Raw genomic sequence first — 15,199 nt, 5'->3', positions numbered from 1 at the left:
ATGGCGAAGTCGCCGAGGGTACAGGAGGGAGATTCAAAGACTTCAACAAGGGCGCCCAAGGACTCAATTCCAGTGAGGACTGTCCGTATGGGAATCCTTCAGCGGACAGTGGCGGTTATGGCAGCATGGGCACGCTTGCCGGCGTCTTGGCGCGTGTCAACCTCCAGCACGTCAAAACCAGCTTTAGTCAGCAGGTGCCCCATGCGCTCGGTGGACCAGTAGTAGGCGGTTGTTACTGCGTGTTGGAAAGGTGCGCATGGCGGGCCGTCGAAGAATCCGAGGAGTAGTTTTCCTCTCGGGCCAAGGACCCGAGCGAATTCCTTTAGTGCCACGGGCATTTCATTTGGGGGAATGTGAATGAGGGAGTACCAAGCCAGCACGCCCTGCAGGGTCTTGTCTGGGAAGTACAGCTCGTGGAAAGAACCTACGCGAAAGGGCACGTCGGGGAAGCGGGTGCGGGCGCTCTCGATAAATTCGGGGACAAGGTCGATCCCTTCAATCGTCGAATCTTGTTGGTGCAGGTAGTTAGTCCAGTGGCCTGGACCGCACCCGGCATCGATCATTTGACCGTCGATTCCCGCTGCCCAACGCCTGATGAGTTGCTGATCAAGCTCGTGCATGTCCTCAACAGAGCCAAGAATCCGGGTGTACTCGGCGGCGCGGGCACGGTACGCGGCCCGGATAGATTCATTCCCCATCTTTACGAGCCTAGTTCACCCAGAATCCTCACACGGGACCAATCGGGATGTCCGTAAGCCGGTCCTCCACCGGCCGCCAGTCCGTCCCGAACAGCGCCCACCAATTTCGCGGCATTCCCCAGAACGAGGATTGCCGTAAGACCCGCCCGCAGAACTGCCCGATAAGAGTACACCAAACGCTACACTCAGCGTCATGCTTATTGGCTACGCCCGCGTCTCCACCAACACCCAAGATCTGACCGCCCAGCGCGATGCTCTCACGGCCGCTGGGGTGGAGCCCGAGGCGATCTACGTCGATCAAGGATTCACTGGAACCCAGCGCGAACGGCCCGGCCTTGGCAAAGCCCTGGCCGCATGCCGCAACGGAGACACTCTCGTGGTAACCAAGCTCGATCGCCTCGCCCGGTCATTGCCCGACGCCAGGGACATCGCGGACGAGCTCACGCGCAAAGGAGTTGTCCTCAATCTTGGTGGCAGCGTATACGACCCGCACGATCCAGTGGGCAAGCTGCTCTTCAACGTCTTGGGTATGGTGGCCGAATTCGAAGCCGACGTCATCCGTGCCAGAACCCGGGAAGGAATGGCAGTAGCCAGGTCGAAAGGCCGGCTCCGAGGGAAGCAACCGAAGCTATCCAAAGCCCAAGAGGCGCACCTAGTCAGTCTCCACCAAGGCGGTGAGCACACCACCACCGAGATTGCCGAATTATTCGGCGTCGCTCGCTCTACGGTCTACCGCGCCATCCAAAGAGCAACACCGACTGATTCTCAGAATCATTGATATTGGTCCTTTGACAAGGGGGAGAAGACCAAGGACCAGCGGGACGTCTTTGTATCGGCTAGCTTTTCAACGTTCATAGCAGCCATTGTCTCTACTGACGCCTGCGCCGAGTCGCACGGCGTTCGTGTGCGCGAAGCCCTGAGGTCAGTTCGCGCCGAAGTAGGCCACCTGGGAGCGGCAGCCAGATCACTACCGGCACCTGCGTCTACGAGGATGTCAGCGGCCGTGGCGGTTATGACCATCGCGGCAATCTATGGGCTTCCAACTCCGGATCAATGTTCGGGGGCTCGCCCCACCCATCGTGGTGTCATCGTTGTTGGGGGCGTAGCTGCCAGCCAAGAAGCCAGTGGCGTGTGACCGATCCGGTGACCTACGACGACGGCACCACCCAGGCGCGGACACTGTCCTTCTGAGGGTGGTGCTTTAGCCCGCCGCGGCCTCCAGCCGCCGGAGTGCTGCCGCCCGGCCTTTGTGGCCCGACCGTTCGTCCAAGGCAATGGAGACACCCAAGGCGGCGACCATGACCAGCATGCACACCGGAACCGAGGCTCCCGCCGCAGCCAAGCCAACGCTTCCCGCGAGTACCGCCACCACCATGACGGAGCTCCAGAGCACGTGCTTGTCCGCGCCGAGCATGGCCGTGTAGATCAAGGTCAGTGAGATCTTGAAGATTGCTATGGGGGCCGCGATCCAGGCGATAGCCGTGGCCGCGCTGATGTGTGCTTCGTGGTCGATGAAGTAGGCCGCGACGTGGAGCCCTGCACCCGTGGCGGCGATCGCGGCGAAGACGATCATGTGGCCGTAACCAAAGAGGAACGAGCGGTGCCGCTGGAGATGCAGTGACTTGCCCGAGGGAAGGATGAAATAGATCCACCACATACCGAAAGCCAGGCCTGTACCGCCGATTCCCACCACGGCTGCCTCGAGGGACCAGCCGTGCAGGGCAACAATTGCACGGAGGGTTTCGATGGCCCCGATAAGGCATTCGCCGAGCGCGATGATGGCCAGCAGTCCGTAGCGCTCCGCAATGTGGTGCGCGTGCCATGGCGTACGCATTTTCCGTTCCGCGAGGCTCGGCACAGACATTTCCAGGACAAACAGGGGTGCCGCCAGGAGGAAGGTGGTGAGGACGTCGGTCTCGATCACCAAAGCAGCCACCCAGCCCAGCTGCACCAGGGCAAGGTATTTGGCGTACCTCAAGCAGGTCTCGCGCCGTTCGGGATCCTGCTTTGCGGCCCGGAGCCATTGGAAGACCAAGGCAAGGCGCATCACGATGTACCCGATGAGGATGGCTACGTTGTTCACATGGTCGCCCTCAAGGATTGAATGGAACATCGGTTCGATCCCCATCGCCAGGATGAGCACGCCGAGCATCTGGACCATGGTGACTACTCTGAACACCCAGTCGTCGGTGTCGTAGGCGCTGGCAAACCACGTGAAGTTAACCCAGGCCCAGATCACGGCGAACATGGCGTAGCAGAAGCCAAGCAGACCTGCCCCGAAATGCGCTTCGGCAACATTGTGGGCCAATTGGTTGGCGGCCACACTGAAGGCGATGACAAATGTCAGGTCGAAGAACAGTTCAAGGGGCGTGGCAGTGCGGTGCTTCTCATGCGGATCGCGGCCGCCCATGCGTGAAAAGGCATGGCGAAGGGGGTTCGTGGACATAGCTCACAGATTACCCACTGCCGCGCAGCTCCGCCGAGATCGCGGGAATGCTGCGAAATAGACGTTCTTTAGCGCACGAAATCGCAGGTTTCCCACGAAGTCGGCGCGGAGCCCCCACGGAGCCCGCGCGGAGCCCGCACGGAGCCCGCATGGACGAGCCCTACACCCGCCCCAAGACGTCGATGTCTTCGAGGAATTCCTGGTACACCTCGTCGCTGACGGTGGTACGGGTTTCTGAGATCGCATCCAGGTAGTCCTGGGTAACCGGGCCCTTCCGTCCGTTGGAGCCGTTGGCGCCGTTCGGTGCGGAGCCGGCGGCAGCACCGTCGTCGTACACGGCCTTTTCCAGAGCTCGCTGTGAGGCGCTGCGCGCGGCGAACTCGATGTCTGCCGGCGAGAAGCCTTCGGTGCGGGAGACCAGCAGGGAGACGTCCACGGTGTCTATCACGGTTGCCGGGATGAAGCGCTGCCACATCGCTTCGCGTGCGTGGACGTCCGGCAGGCCGATGGGGATGACGTAGTCGAATCGGCCGTGGCGCAGGAACGCAGTGTCCAGGGCGCGGATGAAGTTGGTGGCGCACACCAGCAGACGCCCGGGCTGTTCGCGGAAGGCCGGGATGATCTTGAGGAGTTCGTTCGTGACACCCTGCAAGGGTGAAGGCGGGTCACCGGCGCGTTGGGAGGCAATTTCCTCGACCTCGTCGATGAACACCACAGCATGTTCCAGTTCGGCGATTTCCAGGAACGTCTCACGGAGGGCACCGGCCAAGCCCTTGGGATCGGAGGCCAGCCGGGAGGGGAAGACTTCCACGAACGGCCACTCCAGCCGGGACGCAATTGCTTTGGCGAACGTGGTCTTGCCCGTGCCGGGAGGGCCGAACAGCACCACAGCACGCGGCGGGACTACACCATATTCGTCGGCGAGGTCGGCTTCAGCCAGGGGCAGCACGAGGCGCCGTTCCAGGAGTTCCTTCTCGCGCTTCATGCCGGCGACGTTTTCCCACAGGTCCCGGGCCAGGATGCGTCCGCCGAGCAGGCTGAGCGGTTCGAGTTCCTGGCGTTGGACGGGGATGGTCCGTTCAAAATAGCGCAGGTTCTTCTTGACCACGAACCCGCGCCCCAGGAAGGCTTCCACCCGGGTTTCGGTTTCCGGCATGAGCGCGGAGAGTTTGTTCAGGCCGTGCGGGGCCATGCGGTTTTCGACGGCGGACAGCAGCGAGGTGCCGATCCCTCGCCCACGGAACTCGGTCAGCGTGGCAAGGAAGACTACCCAGCCCTGATCGTGCGCGGCGCGTCCGACGGCGGCTCCGACCACTTGGTCGCCCTGGACCGCCACCACGGCGTGGTCCTTCTCGCAGGAAGCCAACACCTCGGACAGGGCGTACACCGGCTCCACGCCATCGGCCTTGAGCGACTCCCACAGGTGCAGGATGCCGTCCAGATCGGACGAGTGGAAGTCCCTGATACGCCAATTCGTCATGGCTGTGTCTCCTGGGTCTGCTAGGTGAATCGCCGTTGATGCCTTGGAGTTGAGCATAGGCGAACCCCGGCGAACAGGAGGTTGCGGGACCGTTGCGTTACGTGGGTCCCTATTGAACCGGACGCAGCCGCAGACCCTGCATGCCGCCGTCGACCGCCAGCGAGGTTCCCGACGTCGAGCCTGACAGCGGGCTCGCGAGGTAGGCGACCGCGCCTGCAACCTCCGCTGGATCCACCAGGCGACCATGCGGCTGGCGCGCGTTGAGGGCTGCGCGCTCGGCAGCCGGATCGACGGCGGCGTCCAGCAGCCGGCCGACCCAAGGCGTGTCCACGGTTCCGGGGTTTACGCAATTGACGCGGATGCCCTCGCGGACATGGTCCGCCGCCATGGCGAGCGTCAGCGACAGGACAGCGCCCTTCGACGCCGAATACAGCGCACGCTGCGGCAGCCCCGCAGTCGCAGCGATTGAGCAGGTGTTGACGATCGCTGCGGCGGGTGACTCACGGAGGTAGGGCAGGGCCGCGCGGCTGACGCGCGCGATGCCCACCACATTGACGTTGAGGACACGCAGCCACTCGTCGTCGTCGTTTGCGGCGATGTCGCCCTGGGCGCCGATGCCGGCGTTGTTGACCACGACGTCCAGGCGGCCGAACTCTTGCGCCACGCGTTCGACGGCGGCGCGCACCGAGGCGTCGTCGCCCACGTTGCATTCAACGCCGTAGTGGGGACTGCCTGCCGGGGAGAGGTCCAGGACGGCCACTTGGGCTCCTCCGGCGGCGAGGCGGTCCGCAATGGCCGCCCCGATCCCGGAGGCACCCCCGGTGACGAGTGCTGCAAGGCCTTCGAAGTCGTTGCCCACCGTGGTCCCCATGTCTCAGGCGTGGGTGCTGGCGAACGTAGCCGGGCGGGCTGATCCGGCCGCCGCGCGGTAGTACTCCTGACGTTGGCGTCCGAGTCCCTCGATCTCCAGTTCCACCACATCGCCGGGTTGGATGAACGGGAAGCGTCCGGACAGTGCGACGCCTTCCGGAGTGCCCGTGATGATCACGTCTCCCGGTTCAAGGACCATGTATTGGCTGAGGTGGTGCACGATCGTGGCCGGATCGAAGATCATGTCCGACGTGCTGGAGTCCTGACGGGATTCACCGTTGACGGTGGTGCGCAGGCGCAGATTTCCGGCGTCGATGTCGCTCGCCGGAACCAGCCACGGACCCAGGGGAGTGGAACCCGGCAGGGATTTGCCCTTGGTCCACTGTCCGGCCGCGCCCGGAATCTGGTAATCGCGCTCGGAGAGGTCGTTGGCCACGGCGTAGCCGGCGATGCACGCTTCCGCTTCAGGGACAGAGGAAAGGTATGACGCTTCCTTGCCGATCACGATCGCAAGTTCCACTTCCCAGTCGTACTTCTCCGACGACGGCGGGATGGGCGCGGCGTCGAACGGGCCACTGATGGTGTTGCCCGGCTTGAGGAACACCACGGGAACCTCGGGCGGCGTGGCACCGGACTCGGCAGCGTGGGCTGTGTAGTTGAGCCCGATCGCAATGACGTTGCCGGGGCGCGCGACGGGTGCTCCGATGCGGACGCCGTCCACGGAAATTTCCTTGAGTTCGCCGGACTCCAGAGCTTCACGGGTGCGGGCGATGCCGTCCGCGGCAAGGAAGGCGCCGTCGATGTCTTTGGTCAGAGACGAGAGACTGTAGTACTTCTCGGTGCCGCTGGCGTCCTTGGAAATGACGGCCGGTTGTTCGTTTCCGGCCGTACCCAGCCTGGCGAATTTCAAGGTCATGGCTTCCTCCGTGCGTTCGGGACTAACATCCGAGCTCTAGTGTGCTGTTTTCCTCCACAATACAGAAATGTGACCCGTTGACAAGGCAGACATCGGATGTTTAGGCTCGTGGCAATTCGTGAAGCCCGTCGACGCGCAGGAGCCGCATGAGCACCGTTACCGCTGTGGATACTTTCGATATCCGCTTTCCCACCTCCCTTGAACTCGACGGCTCGGATGCCATGAACCCGGACCCCGACTATTCGGCCGCCTACCTGGTCATCCGCACCGACGCCGGCGACGGCTTTGAGGGTCACGGTTTCGTGTTCACCATCGGCCGCGGCAACGACGTCGAGACTGCAGCGATCGGCGCCCTAAAAGACCATTTGCTGGGCCGCAACGTTGAGGAACTCCTCGGCGACATGGGTGCTGCCTGGAAACTGCTGGCCCACGATTCCCAGTTGCGCTGGCTGGGGCCCGAGAAGGGCGTCATGCACATGGCGATCGGTGCCGTGGTCAACGCCCTCTGGGATCTGAAGGCCAAACGGGCAGGTCTTCCGCTGTGGGAATTGTTGAGCGGGATGAGTCCGGAAGAGCTCGTTTCCCTCGTGGACTTCCGGTACCTCACCGATGCCCTCACTCCGGACGAGGCACTCACCTTGCTCCGTGCCGCCGAACCCGGGAGGGAAGCGCGCAAAGCCGCACTTCGCGCCGAGGGTTACCCCGCGTACACCACGACGCCGGGCTGGCTGGGATACAGCGACCAGAAACTTTCGCGGCTGGCCAAGGAAGCCGTGGCCGACGGATTCACCCAAATCAAGCTGAAGGTCGGGGCTTCCCTGGAGGACGACATCCGGCGGGTGCGGGCAGCCCGGGCTGCGGTGGGGCCGGACATCCGGATCGCCGTGGACGCCAACCAGCGTTGGGACGTGCAGCAGGCCATTGACTGGATGGCACATCTGGCCCCGTATGACATCGCGTGGATCGAGGAACCCACCAGCCCGGACGACATCCTGGGGCATGCCGCCATCGCCCGCGGGGTAGCGCCCATCCCCGTGGCCACGGGAGAACACGTCCAGAACCGGGTGGTCTTCAAGCAGATGCTCCAAGCACGTGCCTTGGATGTGCTGCAGATTGACGCTGCCCGCGTGGCCGGAGTCAACGAGAACATCGCCATCCTGCTGCTCGCGGCCAAGTTCGGCGTCCGGGTGTGCCCGCACGCCGGTGGAGTCGGTCTCTGCGAGGCTGTGCAGCACCTGTCCATGTTCGACTACGTCGCCGTGTCCGGAAGCAAGGAAGACCGGATGATCGAGTTCGTCGACCATCTGCACCAACATTTCGTTGATCCGGTGGACGTGCATGCAGGTGTTTACTGGCCGCCGTCGTCGCCTGGAGCCGGCACCGAAATGCTTCGTGAAACACTGGCTGAGTACAGCTTCCCCGACGGTCCCGTCTGGAAGGACAAGCATTGATCAAGCACGCACCCTGGTTCGAAGAAGCCCGTTTCGGCATGTTTGTGCACTGGGGCCTATACGCGCTCCCCGCCCGCCACGAGTGGGTGATGAATCGGGAAGAGATCACTGTGAAGGACTACGAACAGTACTTCCGCCGCTTCGATCCCGACCTCTACGACCCCCGGGACTGGGCACGCACCGCCCGCAACGCCGGGATGAAGTACGTGGTCCTCACCACCAAGCACCACGACGGCTTCTGCCTCTGGGACTCGGCCTTGACTGACTACAAAGCCACCAACACTCCCGCGGGCCGGGACCTGATCGGGCCCTATGTCGAGGCGCTACGGGCGGAGGGGCTCAAAGTGGGCTTTTACCATTCGCTGATCGACTGGCACCATCCGGATTTCACCATCGACGGCGTCCACCCGCAACGCAACGCCGCCGACGTCGAACGCCTCAACAGCGGCCGCGACATGGCCCGCTACCGCGAGTACCTGCACGGCCAAGTGCGTGAGCTCCTGAGCAACTACGGCACCATCGACTACCTGTTCTTCGACTTCTCTTACGCCGACCACGGCGATTTCCGGGACGGCAAGGGCCGGAAAGACTGGGACTCGGAGGCGCTGCTGGCCATGGTCCGGGAACTTCAGCCGGGGATTGTGGTCAATGACCGGTTGGATATCCCGGGTGACTTTGTCACGCCGGAACAGTACCAGCCGGCCGCTCCCATGATGCTCGACGGCGTGCCGGTCACCTGGGAAGCCTGCCAGACCCTGAACGGCAGTTGGGGCTATGACAGGGACAATCTGGACTACAAGTCCGTCGACCTGCTCATCCGCATGCTTGTGGACGGAGTGTCGAAGGGCGGTAACCTGCTTCTCAATGTGGGACCCACGGGGCGGGGAGACATTGATCCTCGCGCGCTCGCATCCTTGGCGGGGATCGGGGAGTGGATGAGGCTGCATGCCCGCTCCATCTACGGCGCCGGTCCATCCCGGTTTACGGCGCCACCTGATGCCCGCTACACCCAGTGCGGAGACCGGCTGTATGTTCACCTCTTTGCGTGGCCTTTCGAGTACGTTCACCTTCCGGAGCTGGCCGGCAAAGTGGAATACGCCCAACTCCTCAACGATGCCTCGGAGGTCTTCCTTCGCGCAGTGGATCCGGGACAGCAGGCCATGAACATGACACCCGGCGGCCAGCCTCCGGGAACCCTGACCATCAAGCTTCCCGTCCAGCGACCCGACGTCGCCGTGCCGGTGCTGGAACTTTTCCTGAAACCGGAGGCCGCACATGGCTGAGTCGATCGCACTCCACACCCGGCTCAAGCCAGGCGTCGAGGCTGCCTACGCGGAGGCGCATGCGAACATCCCGCCGGAACTGGTGGCCGCCCTGAAGGAAGCCGGCGTTCGTAACTGGCGGATTTGGCGCAGCGGCCAGGACCTCTTCCACGTGGTGGACGTGGACGACTACCAGGCCATGCGCCGGGCGCTCGCCGACCATCCGGCCAACGTGCCCTGGCAAGCACGGATGGCCGAACTTCTTGAGGTCCAGGACGATTACTCCGGCAACGATTCGGGTATCCAAAAGGTATGGGAATTGCCATGACTTCACCTGATCGGGGCAAGGCGTGGGGACCGGGCAAACTTGGCAAGCTTGGCTTCGGCGGGGCCGGTATCGGAAACCTGTACCGGGCCATGCCGGACGGGGAGGCGCTTGCCACGGTCCTCGCTGCATGGGACGCGGGCATCCGATACTTCGATACGGCACCGCACTACGGCCTGGGCCTGTCTGAACAACGCCTTGGTGCAGTACTCCGGGACAAGCCCCGCGACGACTTTGTCATTTCCACCAAAGTGGGCCGCGTCCTGGAACCGTCCTCGCGCGGTGGCCGGGACCCCGAGGGCTTCGACGTTCCCGCGGACAAGGAACGCGTTTGGGATTTTTCGGAGGCCGGCATCCGGCGGAGCCTGGAAGACTCCCTGGAGCGGCTGGGCCTTGACCATGTAGACATCGCCTATCTCCACGACGCCGACGTCCATGACCTCCAGGCGGGTATCTCGCATGGACTACCGGCCCTGGAAAAGCTGCGCGCCGAGGGCATTGTCAAAGCCATTGGCGTAGGCCTTAACTCGGCCGAAGCCGCCCTCGAATGCGTCGAAGCCGCCGATCTCGACCTCGTCATGCTCGCCGGACGGTACACCCTGCTGGAGCAGCCCAGCGTCCCCTTGCTCGAACGATGTCTGGAGCGCCGCACCGGCGTCGTAAATGTTGGCGTCTATAACTCCGGGCTGCTGGCCCGGCCGGACGTCCCGGACGACGCTCACTACAACTATGAACAAGCCCCGCCGGCCGTCGTCGAACGCGCAAGGGCGCTCGCGGCCGTCTGCCGGGACTTTGGCGTGGAACTTCCGACGGCGGCCCTCCAGTTTCCGTTGCGGCACCCCGCCGTGGTCAACGTGACTGTCGGCGCCAGTGCTCCTGAACAGGTAGCCGCCAATGCGGCCCGCATGGCGGAGTCCGTGCCGGAGGAGCTGTGGGCCGCGCTGGAGGCCGCCGGGCGTGATTGACGCGCATCTGCATTTGTGGAGCCTGGAAACCTTCGTTACCGGCGGTGTCCGTCCCTACGCGTGGCTTGGCCCGCAGCACGGTCCGCTGTTCCGTAGCTTCCAGGAGGACGAGGCGCGGGAAGTCCTTGAGGCTGCCGGGATGCGCGGCGCGGTGCTGGTCCAGGCTGACGACACCATGGCCGACACAGAGAGCATGCTTGCCGTGGCCGCGCGGCAACCGTGGGTGCTGGGAGTGGTGGGCTGGGTGCGGCTTGATGCGCCGTTTGAGGCTGCCGGCCAGCTGGACCGGTTCGCCGCGAACCCGCTGTTCCGTGGCGTGCGGCATTTGGTCCACGATGACCCGCGGGATGATTTCCTGGAGCTGCCCGCTGTCCGGGAATCCTTGGCGTTCGTGGCGCGCCGCGGGCTGGTGTTCGACGTTCCCGACGCCTTTCCCCGGCATCTGGGCGCCACCATCCGGCTTGTCCGCGAACTGCCCGAGCTGACCGTTGTCCTGGACCACCTGGGCAAGCCGCCGCTCGCTGATCCTTCGGGGATGGACGTGTGGCGGACCGGCATCGCGTCTTTGGCCCGGCAGGAGAATGCCGTGGCCAAACTGTCCGGACTGCACGTCTCCGGGGTTGACTACTCGGCGGATTCGTTGCGGGAGGTCTTTTCCCTCGCGGTCGATGCCTTTGGGCCGGAGCGCCTCATGCTGGGAAGCGACTGGCCGGTGAGCACCCTCGGGGCACCTTACGGGCGGACCGTGGAAGTGTTGCTGGAACTCGTTGCCACGCTCAGCCCCGCCGAGCAGGACGCCGTGCTGGAAGGAACAGCGACCCGCGTGTACGGGTTGACCGCAAAGGGCTAGAGGGCCTGCCGAAGCCAGCTCTCCACGCCGCTGATGTGCACGGTCACCAAGGCTCTGACGAGCTCCGCATCTCCCCGTTCCAGGGCGTCGGCGATGGCGCGGTGCTCGGACAATGTGTGCGCCACGGCCTTTTCCTGCGTGAGGCCGCGCCAGATCCTTGCCCGCACGGTGCTGCTGGACAGGGCTTCCAGCAGGCTTCCCAGGTAGTCGTTTCCCGCGGCGTCGGTGATGATGCTGTGGAACTCGAGGTCGTGTGCCACGAGCTCTTCCACGGGGGTGTTCTCGTCAATGCCGTCCATCGTGCCCCGCAGTTTGTCGATGGCTTCAGGCGTGATCTTGCCGGCGGCCAGATAGGCGGTGGCCGGTTCCAGGATTCGTCGGACCTCAAAGAGTTCAAGGATGGACCGGTCCTGGTGCAGGTCGACCACGAACGCCACGGCCTCGTTCAGCAGCTTGGCATCGAGGCTGGTCACGTACGTTCCATCGCCGCGCCGGACATCCAGGACACGGATGAGTTCCAGTGCTTTGACGGCTTCCCGGAGCGAACTGCGGGACAGCCCGAGCCGTTCGCTCAGCTCCTTCTCCGGCGGGAGCCTGTCGCCGGCTTTGAGTTCCCCGCGGATCAGCATGTCCTTGATCTTGCCGATCGCCTCATCTGTGACAGCCATGGACCAATACTAATCACCAATGATCGGATGTCTGGGTTCGCCGCGTCCTCACCCAACTGGGGCGCATTAGTGCGCGTTATGAGCCGTCAAAACGCGCACAAATGCGACCCAGTTGGGGGCGTTAACCAACGACGGCGGCACTCGCGTTCCGCTGGTACGGAACCCGGGTGCCGCCGTCGGGCGCTAACGGGTAGTGCTACGAGTCGCCGCCGCGCAGGGGGCGGTTGGCAACCACGGGCGCACTGCCGGTGTAGCCGTCACGGGCTGCAGCAATCTCGTGGATCTGCTTGCGGCACATGAACCAGCCAACCACCATCAGCACGCACGCAATGGCGGTAACCAGCATGGTCAGCGGGGAGTCAATGAAGACCATCACCAGCACGCCCACCAGGAACAGCAGGGAGAGATAGCCCGTGTAAGGGGCGCCGAACATCCGGAACGACGGCCGCTTCAGCCAGCCCTTGTCCGCCCAGCGCTTCAACTGCATCTGGCACAGGACGATCGTGGCCCACGTGACGATGATGCCCACGGAAGCTACGTTCAGCACGATCTCGAAAGCCTGGGCGGGGACGAGGTAGTTCAGCGGGACACCCAGAAGGGAGACTCCGGCCGTGATGGCGATACCACCATAGGGAACACCGGCCTTGTTCATTCGCTGGGCGAACTTGGGCGCGGAACCGGCCACGGACATGGAGCGGAGGATGCGGCCGGTGGAGTACAGGCCGGCGTTCAGGGAGGACAGTGCGGCGGTGAGGACCACCAGGTTCATGATGACGTCCACGCCCTGGACGCCGATGGAACCGAAGAAGGTCACGAACGGGCTGACACCCTTCTCGTAGGAGGTGTACGGCAGGAGCAAGGCCAGCAGGATGACGGAGCCAACGTAGAAGACCGCGATACGGAAGACCACGGAGTTGATGGCCTTGGGCATGATCTTCTCCGGGTTCGCGGTCTCGCCGGCGGCGGTACCCACGAGCTCGATCGAGGCGTAGGCGAACAACACACCCTGCATCAGGATGATCATGGGCAGCAGGCCGTTCGGGAAGATGCCGCCGTTGTCGGTGATCAGGCTGAAGCCGACTTCCTGGCCGTCCACGGGGGTGCCGAAGATGACGAAGTAGGTGCCCACCAGCAGGAACGCCACCAGGGCGGCGACCTTGATCAGGGCGAACCAGAACTCGAGTTCACCGAAGACCTTCACCGAAACGAGGTTCAGGCTCAGGACCACCACCAGGGCGATCAGCGCCCAGGCCCACTGCGGGACCGCGCCCATCCAAGGGACATACTTGCCGAAAAAGTTCATGTAGAGAGCAGCCGCCGTGATGTCCACGATCGTTGTGGTGGCCCAGTTGATCCAGTAGAACCAGCCGGACACGAATGCTGCCTTCTCGCCGAAGAACTCACGGGCGTAGGAGACGAAAGAACCCGACGACGGGCGGTGCAGTACCAGCTCGCCCAGCGCACGCAGGATCAGGAACGCGAAGAAGCCGCAAACGGCGTAGGCGATGACCAGCGAAGGGCCCGCCGCGTTGAGCCGGCCGCCGGCGCCAAGGAACAAGCCCGTGCCGATGGCGCCGCCGATGGCGATCATCTGGATCTGACGGGGTTTCAGGTCCTTGTGGTAGCCCTTGTCCTCCGTGTGGAGGGCTTTCTCGCTGGCGTGCGCTTGGGCCGGAACCGTGTGGTCCGTGATGGGTTGGTTGGTCATGGGAATCCTTAGGGGTGTCCTGTTGGGGTGTCCTGTGTGCCGGCGGTCGGGGTCCGGGCACGCAGGACAGGGCCTCTTTGGGTGTTTGCCTTGCAGGCGACACGGCTCACACGAGCCGCGCTGGGAATCTGGCCTTGGCGGCCTACTTGCTGAGGTTTGCCAGACGTTCCGGGCTGAGCAGTTCTTCCAGCTGGGCTGCGGTCAACAGACCGTGCTCCAGGACGAGTTCCGCAACACCCTTACCGCTGGCCAGCGCTTCCTGGGCGATGGCAGTGGCTGAGGCATAACCGATATGGGGGTTCAATGCCGTGACGAGACCGATCGACTGCTCCACGGTAAGCCGTAGCCGCTCGGTATTAGCTGTGATTCCCCGGACGCAGCGTGCCGTAAGGGTTCGGCACGCCGCTTCCAGGTGGGAGATGCTCTTGTGCAGGCTGTGCACAATGATCGGTTCGAAGGCATTGAGCTGAAGCTGGCCTGCCTCCGCGGCCATGGTGACGGTGACATCGTTGCCGATGACTTCATAAGCCACCTGGCTGACCACTTCCGGGATCACCGGATTGATCTTGCCGGGCATGATCGACGAGCCGGACTGTACTGCCGGCAGGTTGATCTCACCCAATCCCGCGCGCGGCCCGGAGGACAGCAGGCGGAGGTCGTTGCAAATCTTGGAAAGCTTCACGGCCACGCGCTTCAGGACACCGGACAGGTGCACGAATGCCCCAACGTCCTGGGTGGCCTCAATCAGGTCGGCAGCCGTGATAAGCGGAAGACCCGTGACATCGGCCAAGTGGCGGCATGCAGCCTCCGCATAGCCTGACGGCGCATTCAGGCCGGTGCCGATCGCGGTGGCTCCGAGGTTGATCTCGTGGATGAGCATGTGCGATTCGTCCAGGCGAGCCCGGTCCTCGCCGATGGTGACGGCGTAGCCACCGAATTCCTGGCCAAGGGTCATGGGGACGGCGTCCTGGAGTTGGGTGCGGCCCATCTTCACTACGGTGCGGAACTCGCGGCCCTTCTCAGCGAAGGCTGCTTCGAGTTCTTCCAGGGCTTCAAGGAGTTCCTTGACGGAGAAGATCGTGGCCAGGTTCACCGCTGTCGGGTAGACATCGTTGGTGGACTGGCTCAGGTTGACGTGGTCGTTCGGGTGCAGCTTGGAGTAGTCGCCCTTAGGGTGGCCAAGGATTTCCAGCGCGCGGTTGGCGATGACCTCGTTGGCGTTCATGTTGGAGCTGGTGCCCGCGCCGCCCTGGATCACATCCACCATGAACTGGTCCTGGAGTTTGCCGTCCAGGATGTCCTGGCAGGCCCGCTCAATGGCATCGGCCCGTTCCGCGTCCAGGAGTCCGAGCTCATGATTGGTGCGTGCGGCTGCCTGCTTCACCGCTGCCAGGCCCCTCACCAGGTGCTTGTTGGTGGAAAGAGGCTGCCCAGTAATGGGGAAGTTTTCGATGGCCCTGAGCGTGTGAACACCCCAGTACGCGTCTGCGGGAACATCGCGGTCTCCCAGGAGGTCGTGTTCTGAACGGACGGGGATCGCCTGATCGACGGTGGTCATAG

At 63.7% G+C, this 15,199-nt stretch carries 14 protein-coding genes; 6 read left to right on the top strand and 8 right to left on the bottom strand.

What is annotated here, in order from left to right:
* Positions 1-98: 98 nt before the first annotated feature.
* Complete coding sequence (locus ACSVIE_RS12680; protein WP_442424068.1) at positions 99-698, bottom strand: class I SAM-dependent methyltransferase; 600 nt, start codon at positions 696-698, stop codon at positions 99-101.
* Between the two features lie 193 nt (positions 699-891).
* Between ACSVIE_RS12680 and ACSVIE_RS12675 the strand changes: the two genes are divergently transcribed.
* Positions 892-1,476, top strand: coding sequence for a recombinase family protein (locus ACSVIE_RS12675; protein ID WP_442424067.1), 585 nt, complete (start codon positions 892-894; stop codon positions 1,474-1,476).
* Positions 1,477-1,899: 423 nt separating this feature from the next.
* On the opposite strand, the gene ACSVIE_RS12670 is transcribed toward ACSVIE_RS12675, so the two are convergent.
* The 4 genes from ACSVIE_RS12670 to ACSVIE_RS12655 form a co-directional block, all read right to left on the bottom strand.
* Positions 1,900-3,144: a low temperature requirement protein A gene (locus tag ACSVIE_RS12670; protein ID WP_442424066.1), complete on the bottom strand. Its 1,245-nt coding sequence runs from the start codon at positions 3,142-3,144 to the stop codon at positions 1,900-1,902.
* A 160-nt stretch (positions 3,145-3,304) separates the two neighbouring features.
* Entirely contained in the window at positions 3,305-4,624 is a 1,320-nt protein-coding gene (locus tag ACSVIE_RS12665) for an ATP-binding protein (protein WP_442424065.1), read from the bottom strand.
* Positions 4,625-4,733: 109 nt separating this feature from the next.
* A complete protein-coding gene (locus ACSVIE_RS12660; protein WP_426004542.1) occupies positions 4,734-5,495 on the bottom strand; it encodes an SDR family NAD(P)-dependent oxidoreductase in 762 nt (253 codons plus the stop codon).
* Between the two features lie 3 nt (positions 5,496-5,498).
* On the bottom strand, positions 5,499-6,410 hold the full coding sequence (locus ACSVIE_RS12655) for a fumarylacetoacetate hydrolase family protein (protein WP_426004540.1): 912 nt from the start codon (positions 6,408-6,410) through the stop codon (positions 5,499-5,501).
* Positions 6,411-6,556: 146 nt separating this feature from the next.
* Here ACSVIE_RS12655 and ACSVIE_RS12650 point away from each other — a divergent pair, with 146 nt between their 5' ends.
* From ACSVIE_RS12650 to ACSVIE_RS12630, 5 genes are read left to right on the top strand one after another with little or no spacing between them, the layout of a single operon-like run.
* Complete coding sequence (locus ACSVIE_RS12650; protein ID WP_426004539.1) at positions 6,557-7,861, top strand: L-fuconate dehydratase; 1,305 nt, start codon at positions 6,557-6,559, stop codon at positions 7,859-7,861.
* A complete protein-coding gene (locus tag ACSVIE_RS12645) occupies positions 7,858-9,144 on the top strand; it encodes an alpha-L-fucosidase (protein ID WP_442424064.1) in 1,287 nt (428 codons plus the stop codon). Before ACSVIE_RS12650 ends, ACSVIE_RS12645 begins: the two co-directional genes overlap by 4 nt.
* Complete coding sequence (locus tag ACSVIE_RS12640; RefSeq protein ID WP_426004536.1) at positions 9,137-9,451, top strand: L-rhamnose mutarotase; 315 nt, start codon at positions 9,137-9,139, stop codon at positions 9,449-9,451. The genes ACSVIE_RS12645 and ACSVIE_RS12640 overlap by 8 nt, the downstream gene beginning before the upstream one ends.
* A complete protein-coding gene (locus tag ACSVIE_RS12635; protein WP_442424063.1) occupies positions 9,448-10,413 on the top strand; it encodes an aldo/keto reductase in 966 nt (321 codons plus the stop codon). The genes ACSVIE_RS12640 and ACSVIE_RS12635 overlap by 4 nt, the downstream gene beginning before the upstream one ends.
* Positions 10,406-11,263: an amidohydrolase family protein gene (locus ACSVIE_RS12630; protein ID WP_442424062.1), complete on the top strand. Its 858-nt coding sequence runs from the start codon at positions 10,406-10,408 to the stop codon at positions 11,261-11,263. Before ACSVIE_RS12635 ends, ACSVIE_RS12630 begins: the two co-directional genes overlap by 8 nt.
* On the opposite strand, the gene ACSVIE_RS12625 is transcribed toward ACSVIE_RS12630, so the two are convergent.
* The 3 genes from ACSVIE_RS12625 to aspA all read right to left on the bottom strand — a co-directional run bounded on the left by ACSVIE_RS12625 (position 11,260) and on the right by aspA (position 15,197).
* Entirely contained in the window at positions 11,260-11,931 is a 672-nt protein-coding gene (locus ACSVIE_RS12625) for a FadR/GntR family transcriptional regulator (RefSeq protein ID WP_442424061.1), read from the bottom strand. The two genes, ACSVIE_RS12630 and ACSVIE_RS12625, sit on opposite strands and share 4 nt — an antisense overlap.
* 196 nt (positions 11,932-12,127) lie before the next feature.
* Complete coding sequence (locus tag ACSVIE_RS12620) at positions 12,128-13,639, bottom strand: amino acid permease (RefSeq protein ID WP_426004532.1); 1,512 nt, start codon at positions 13,637-13,639, stop codon at positions 12,128-12,130.
* 142 nt (positions 13,640-13,781) lie between these two features.
* Entirely contained in the window at positions 13,782-15,197 is a 1,416-nt protein-coding gene (gene aspA, locus ACSVIE_RS12615; RefSeq protein ID WP_442424060.1) for an aspartate ammonia-lyase, read from the bottom strand.
* Positions 15,198-15,199 lie beyond the last annotated feature (2 nt).

The sequence above is a fragment of the Paenarthrobacter sp. NCHU4564 genome, assembly GCF_052156435.1.
Classification (GTDB): domain Bacteria; phylum Actinomycetota; class Actinomycetes; order Actinomycetales; family Micrococcaceae; genus Arthrobacter.
Note: the sequence above shows the minus strand (reverse complement) of the source record. Positions and strands in the feature narration are given on the sequence as shown.

Bases quoted from the DNA above. Each gene is read 5' to 3' on its own strand.
- ACSVIE_RS12680 (WP_442424068.1), bottom strand. From the start codon at position 698: ATGGGGAATGAATCTATCCGGGCCGCGTACCGTGCCCGCGCCGCCGAG.
- ACSVIE_RS12620 (WP_426004532.1), bottom strand. From the start codon at position 13,639: ATGACCAACCAACCCATCACGGACCACACGGTTCCGGCCCAAGCGCAC.
- ACSVIE_RS12670 (WP_442424066.1), bottom strand. From the start codon at position 3,144: ATGTCCACGAACCCCCTTCGCCATGCCTTTTCACGCATGGGCGGCCGC.
- aspA (WP_442424060.1), bottom strand. From the start codon at position 15,197: ATGACCACCGTCGATCAGGCGATCCCCGTCCGTTCAGAACACGACCTC.
- ACSVIE_RS12625 (WP_442424061.1), bottom strand. From the start codon at position 11,931: ATGGCTGTCACAGATGAGGCGATCGGCAAGATCAAGGACATGCTGATC.
- ACSVIE_RS12665 (WP_442424065.1), bottom strand. From the start codon at position 4,624: ATGACGAATTGGCGTATCAGGGACTTCCACTCGTCCGATCTGGACGGC.
- ACSVIE_RS12675 (WP_442424067.1), top strand. From the start codon at position 892: ATGCTTATTGGCTACGCCCGCGTCTCCACCAACACCCAAGATCTGACC.
- ACSVIE_RS12655 (WP_426004540.1), bottom strand. From the start codon at position 6,410: ATGACCTTGAAATTCGCCAGGCTGGGTACGGCCGGAAACGAACAACCG.
- ACSVIE_RS12650 (WP_426004539.1), top strand. From the start codon at position 6,557: ATGAGCACCGTTACCGCTGTGGATACTTTCGATATCCGCTTTCCCACC.
- ACSVIE_RS12635 (WP_442424063.1), top strand. From the start codon at position 9,448: ATGACTTCACCTGATCGGGGCAAGGCGTGGGGACCGGGCAAACTTGGC.
- ACSVIE_RS12660 (WP_426004542.1), bottom strand. From the start codon at position 5,495: ATGGGGACCACGGTGGGCAACGACTTCGAAGGCCTTGCAGCACTCGTC.
- ACSVIE_RS12640 (WP_426004536.1), top strand. From the start codon at position 9,137: ATGGCTGAGTCGATCGCACTCCACACCCGGCTCAAGCCAGGCGTCGAG.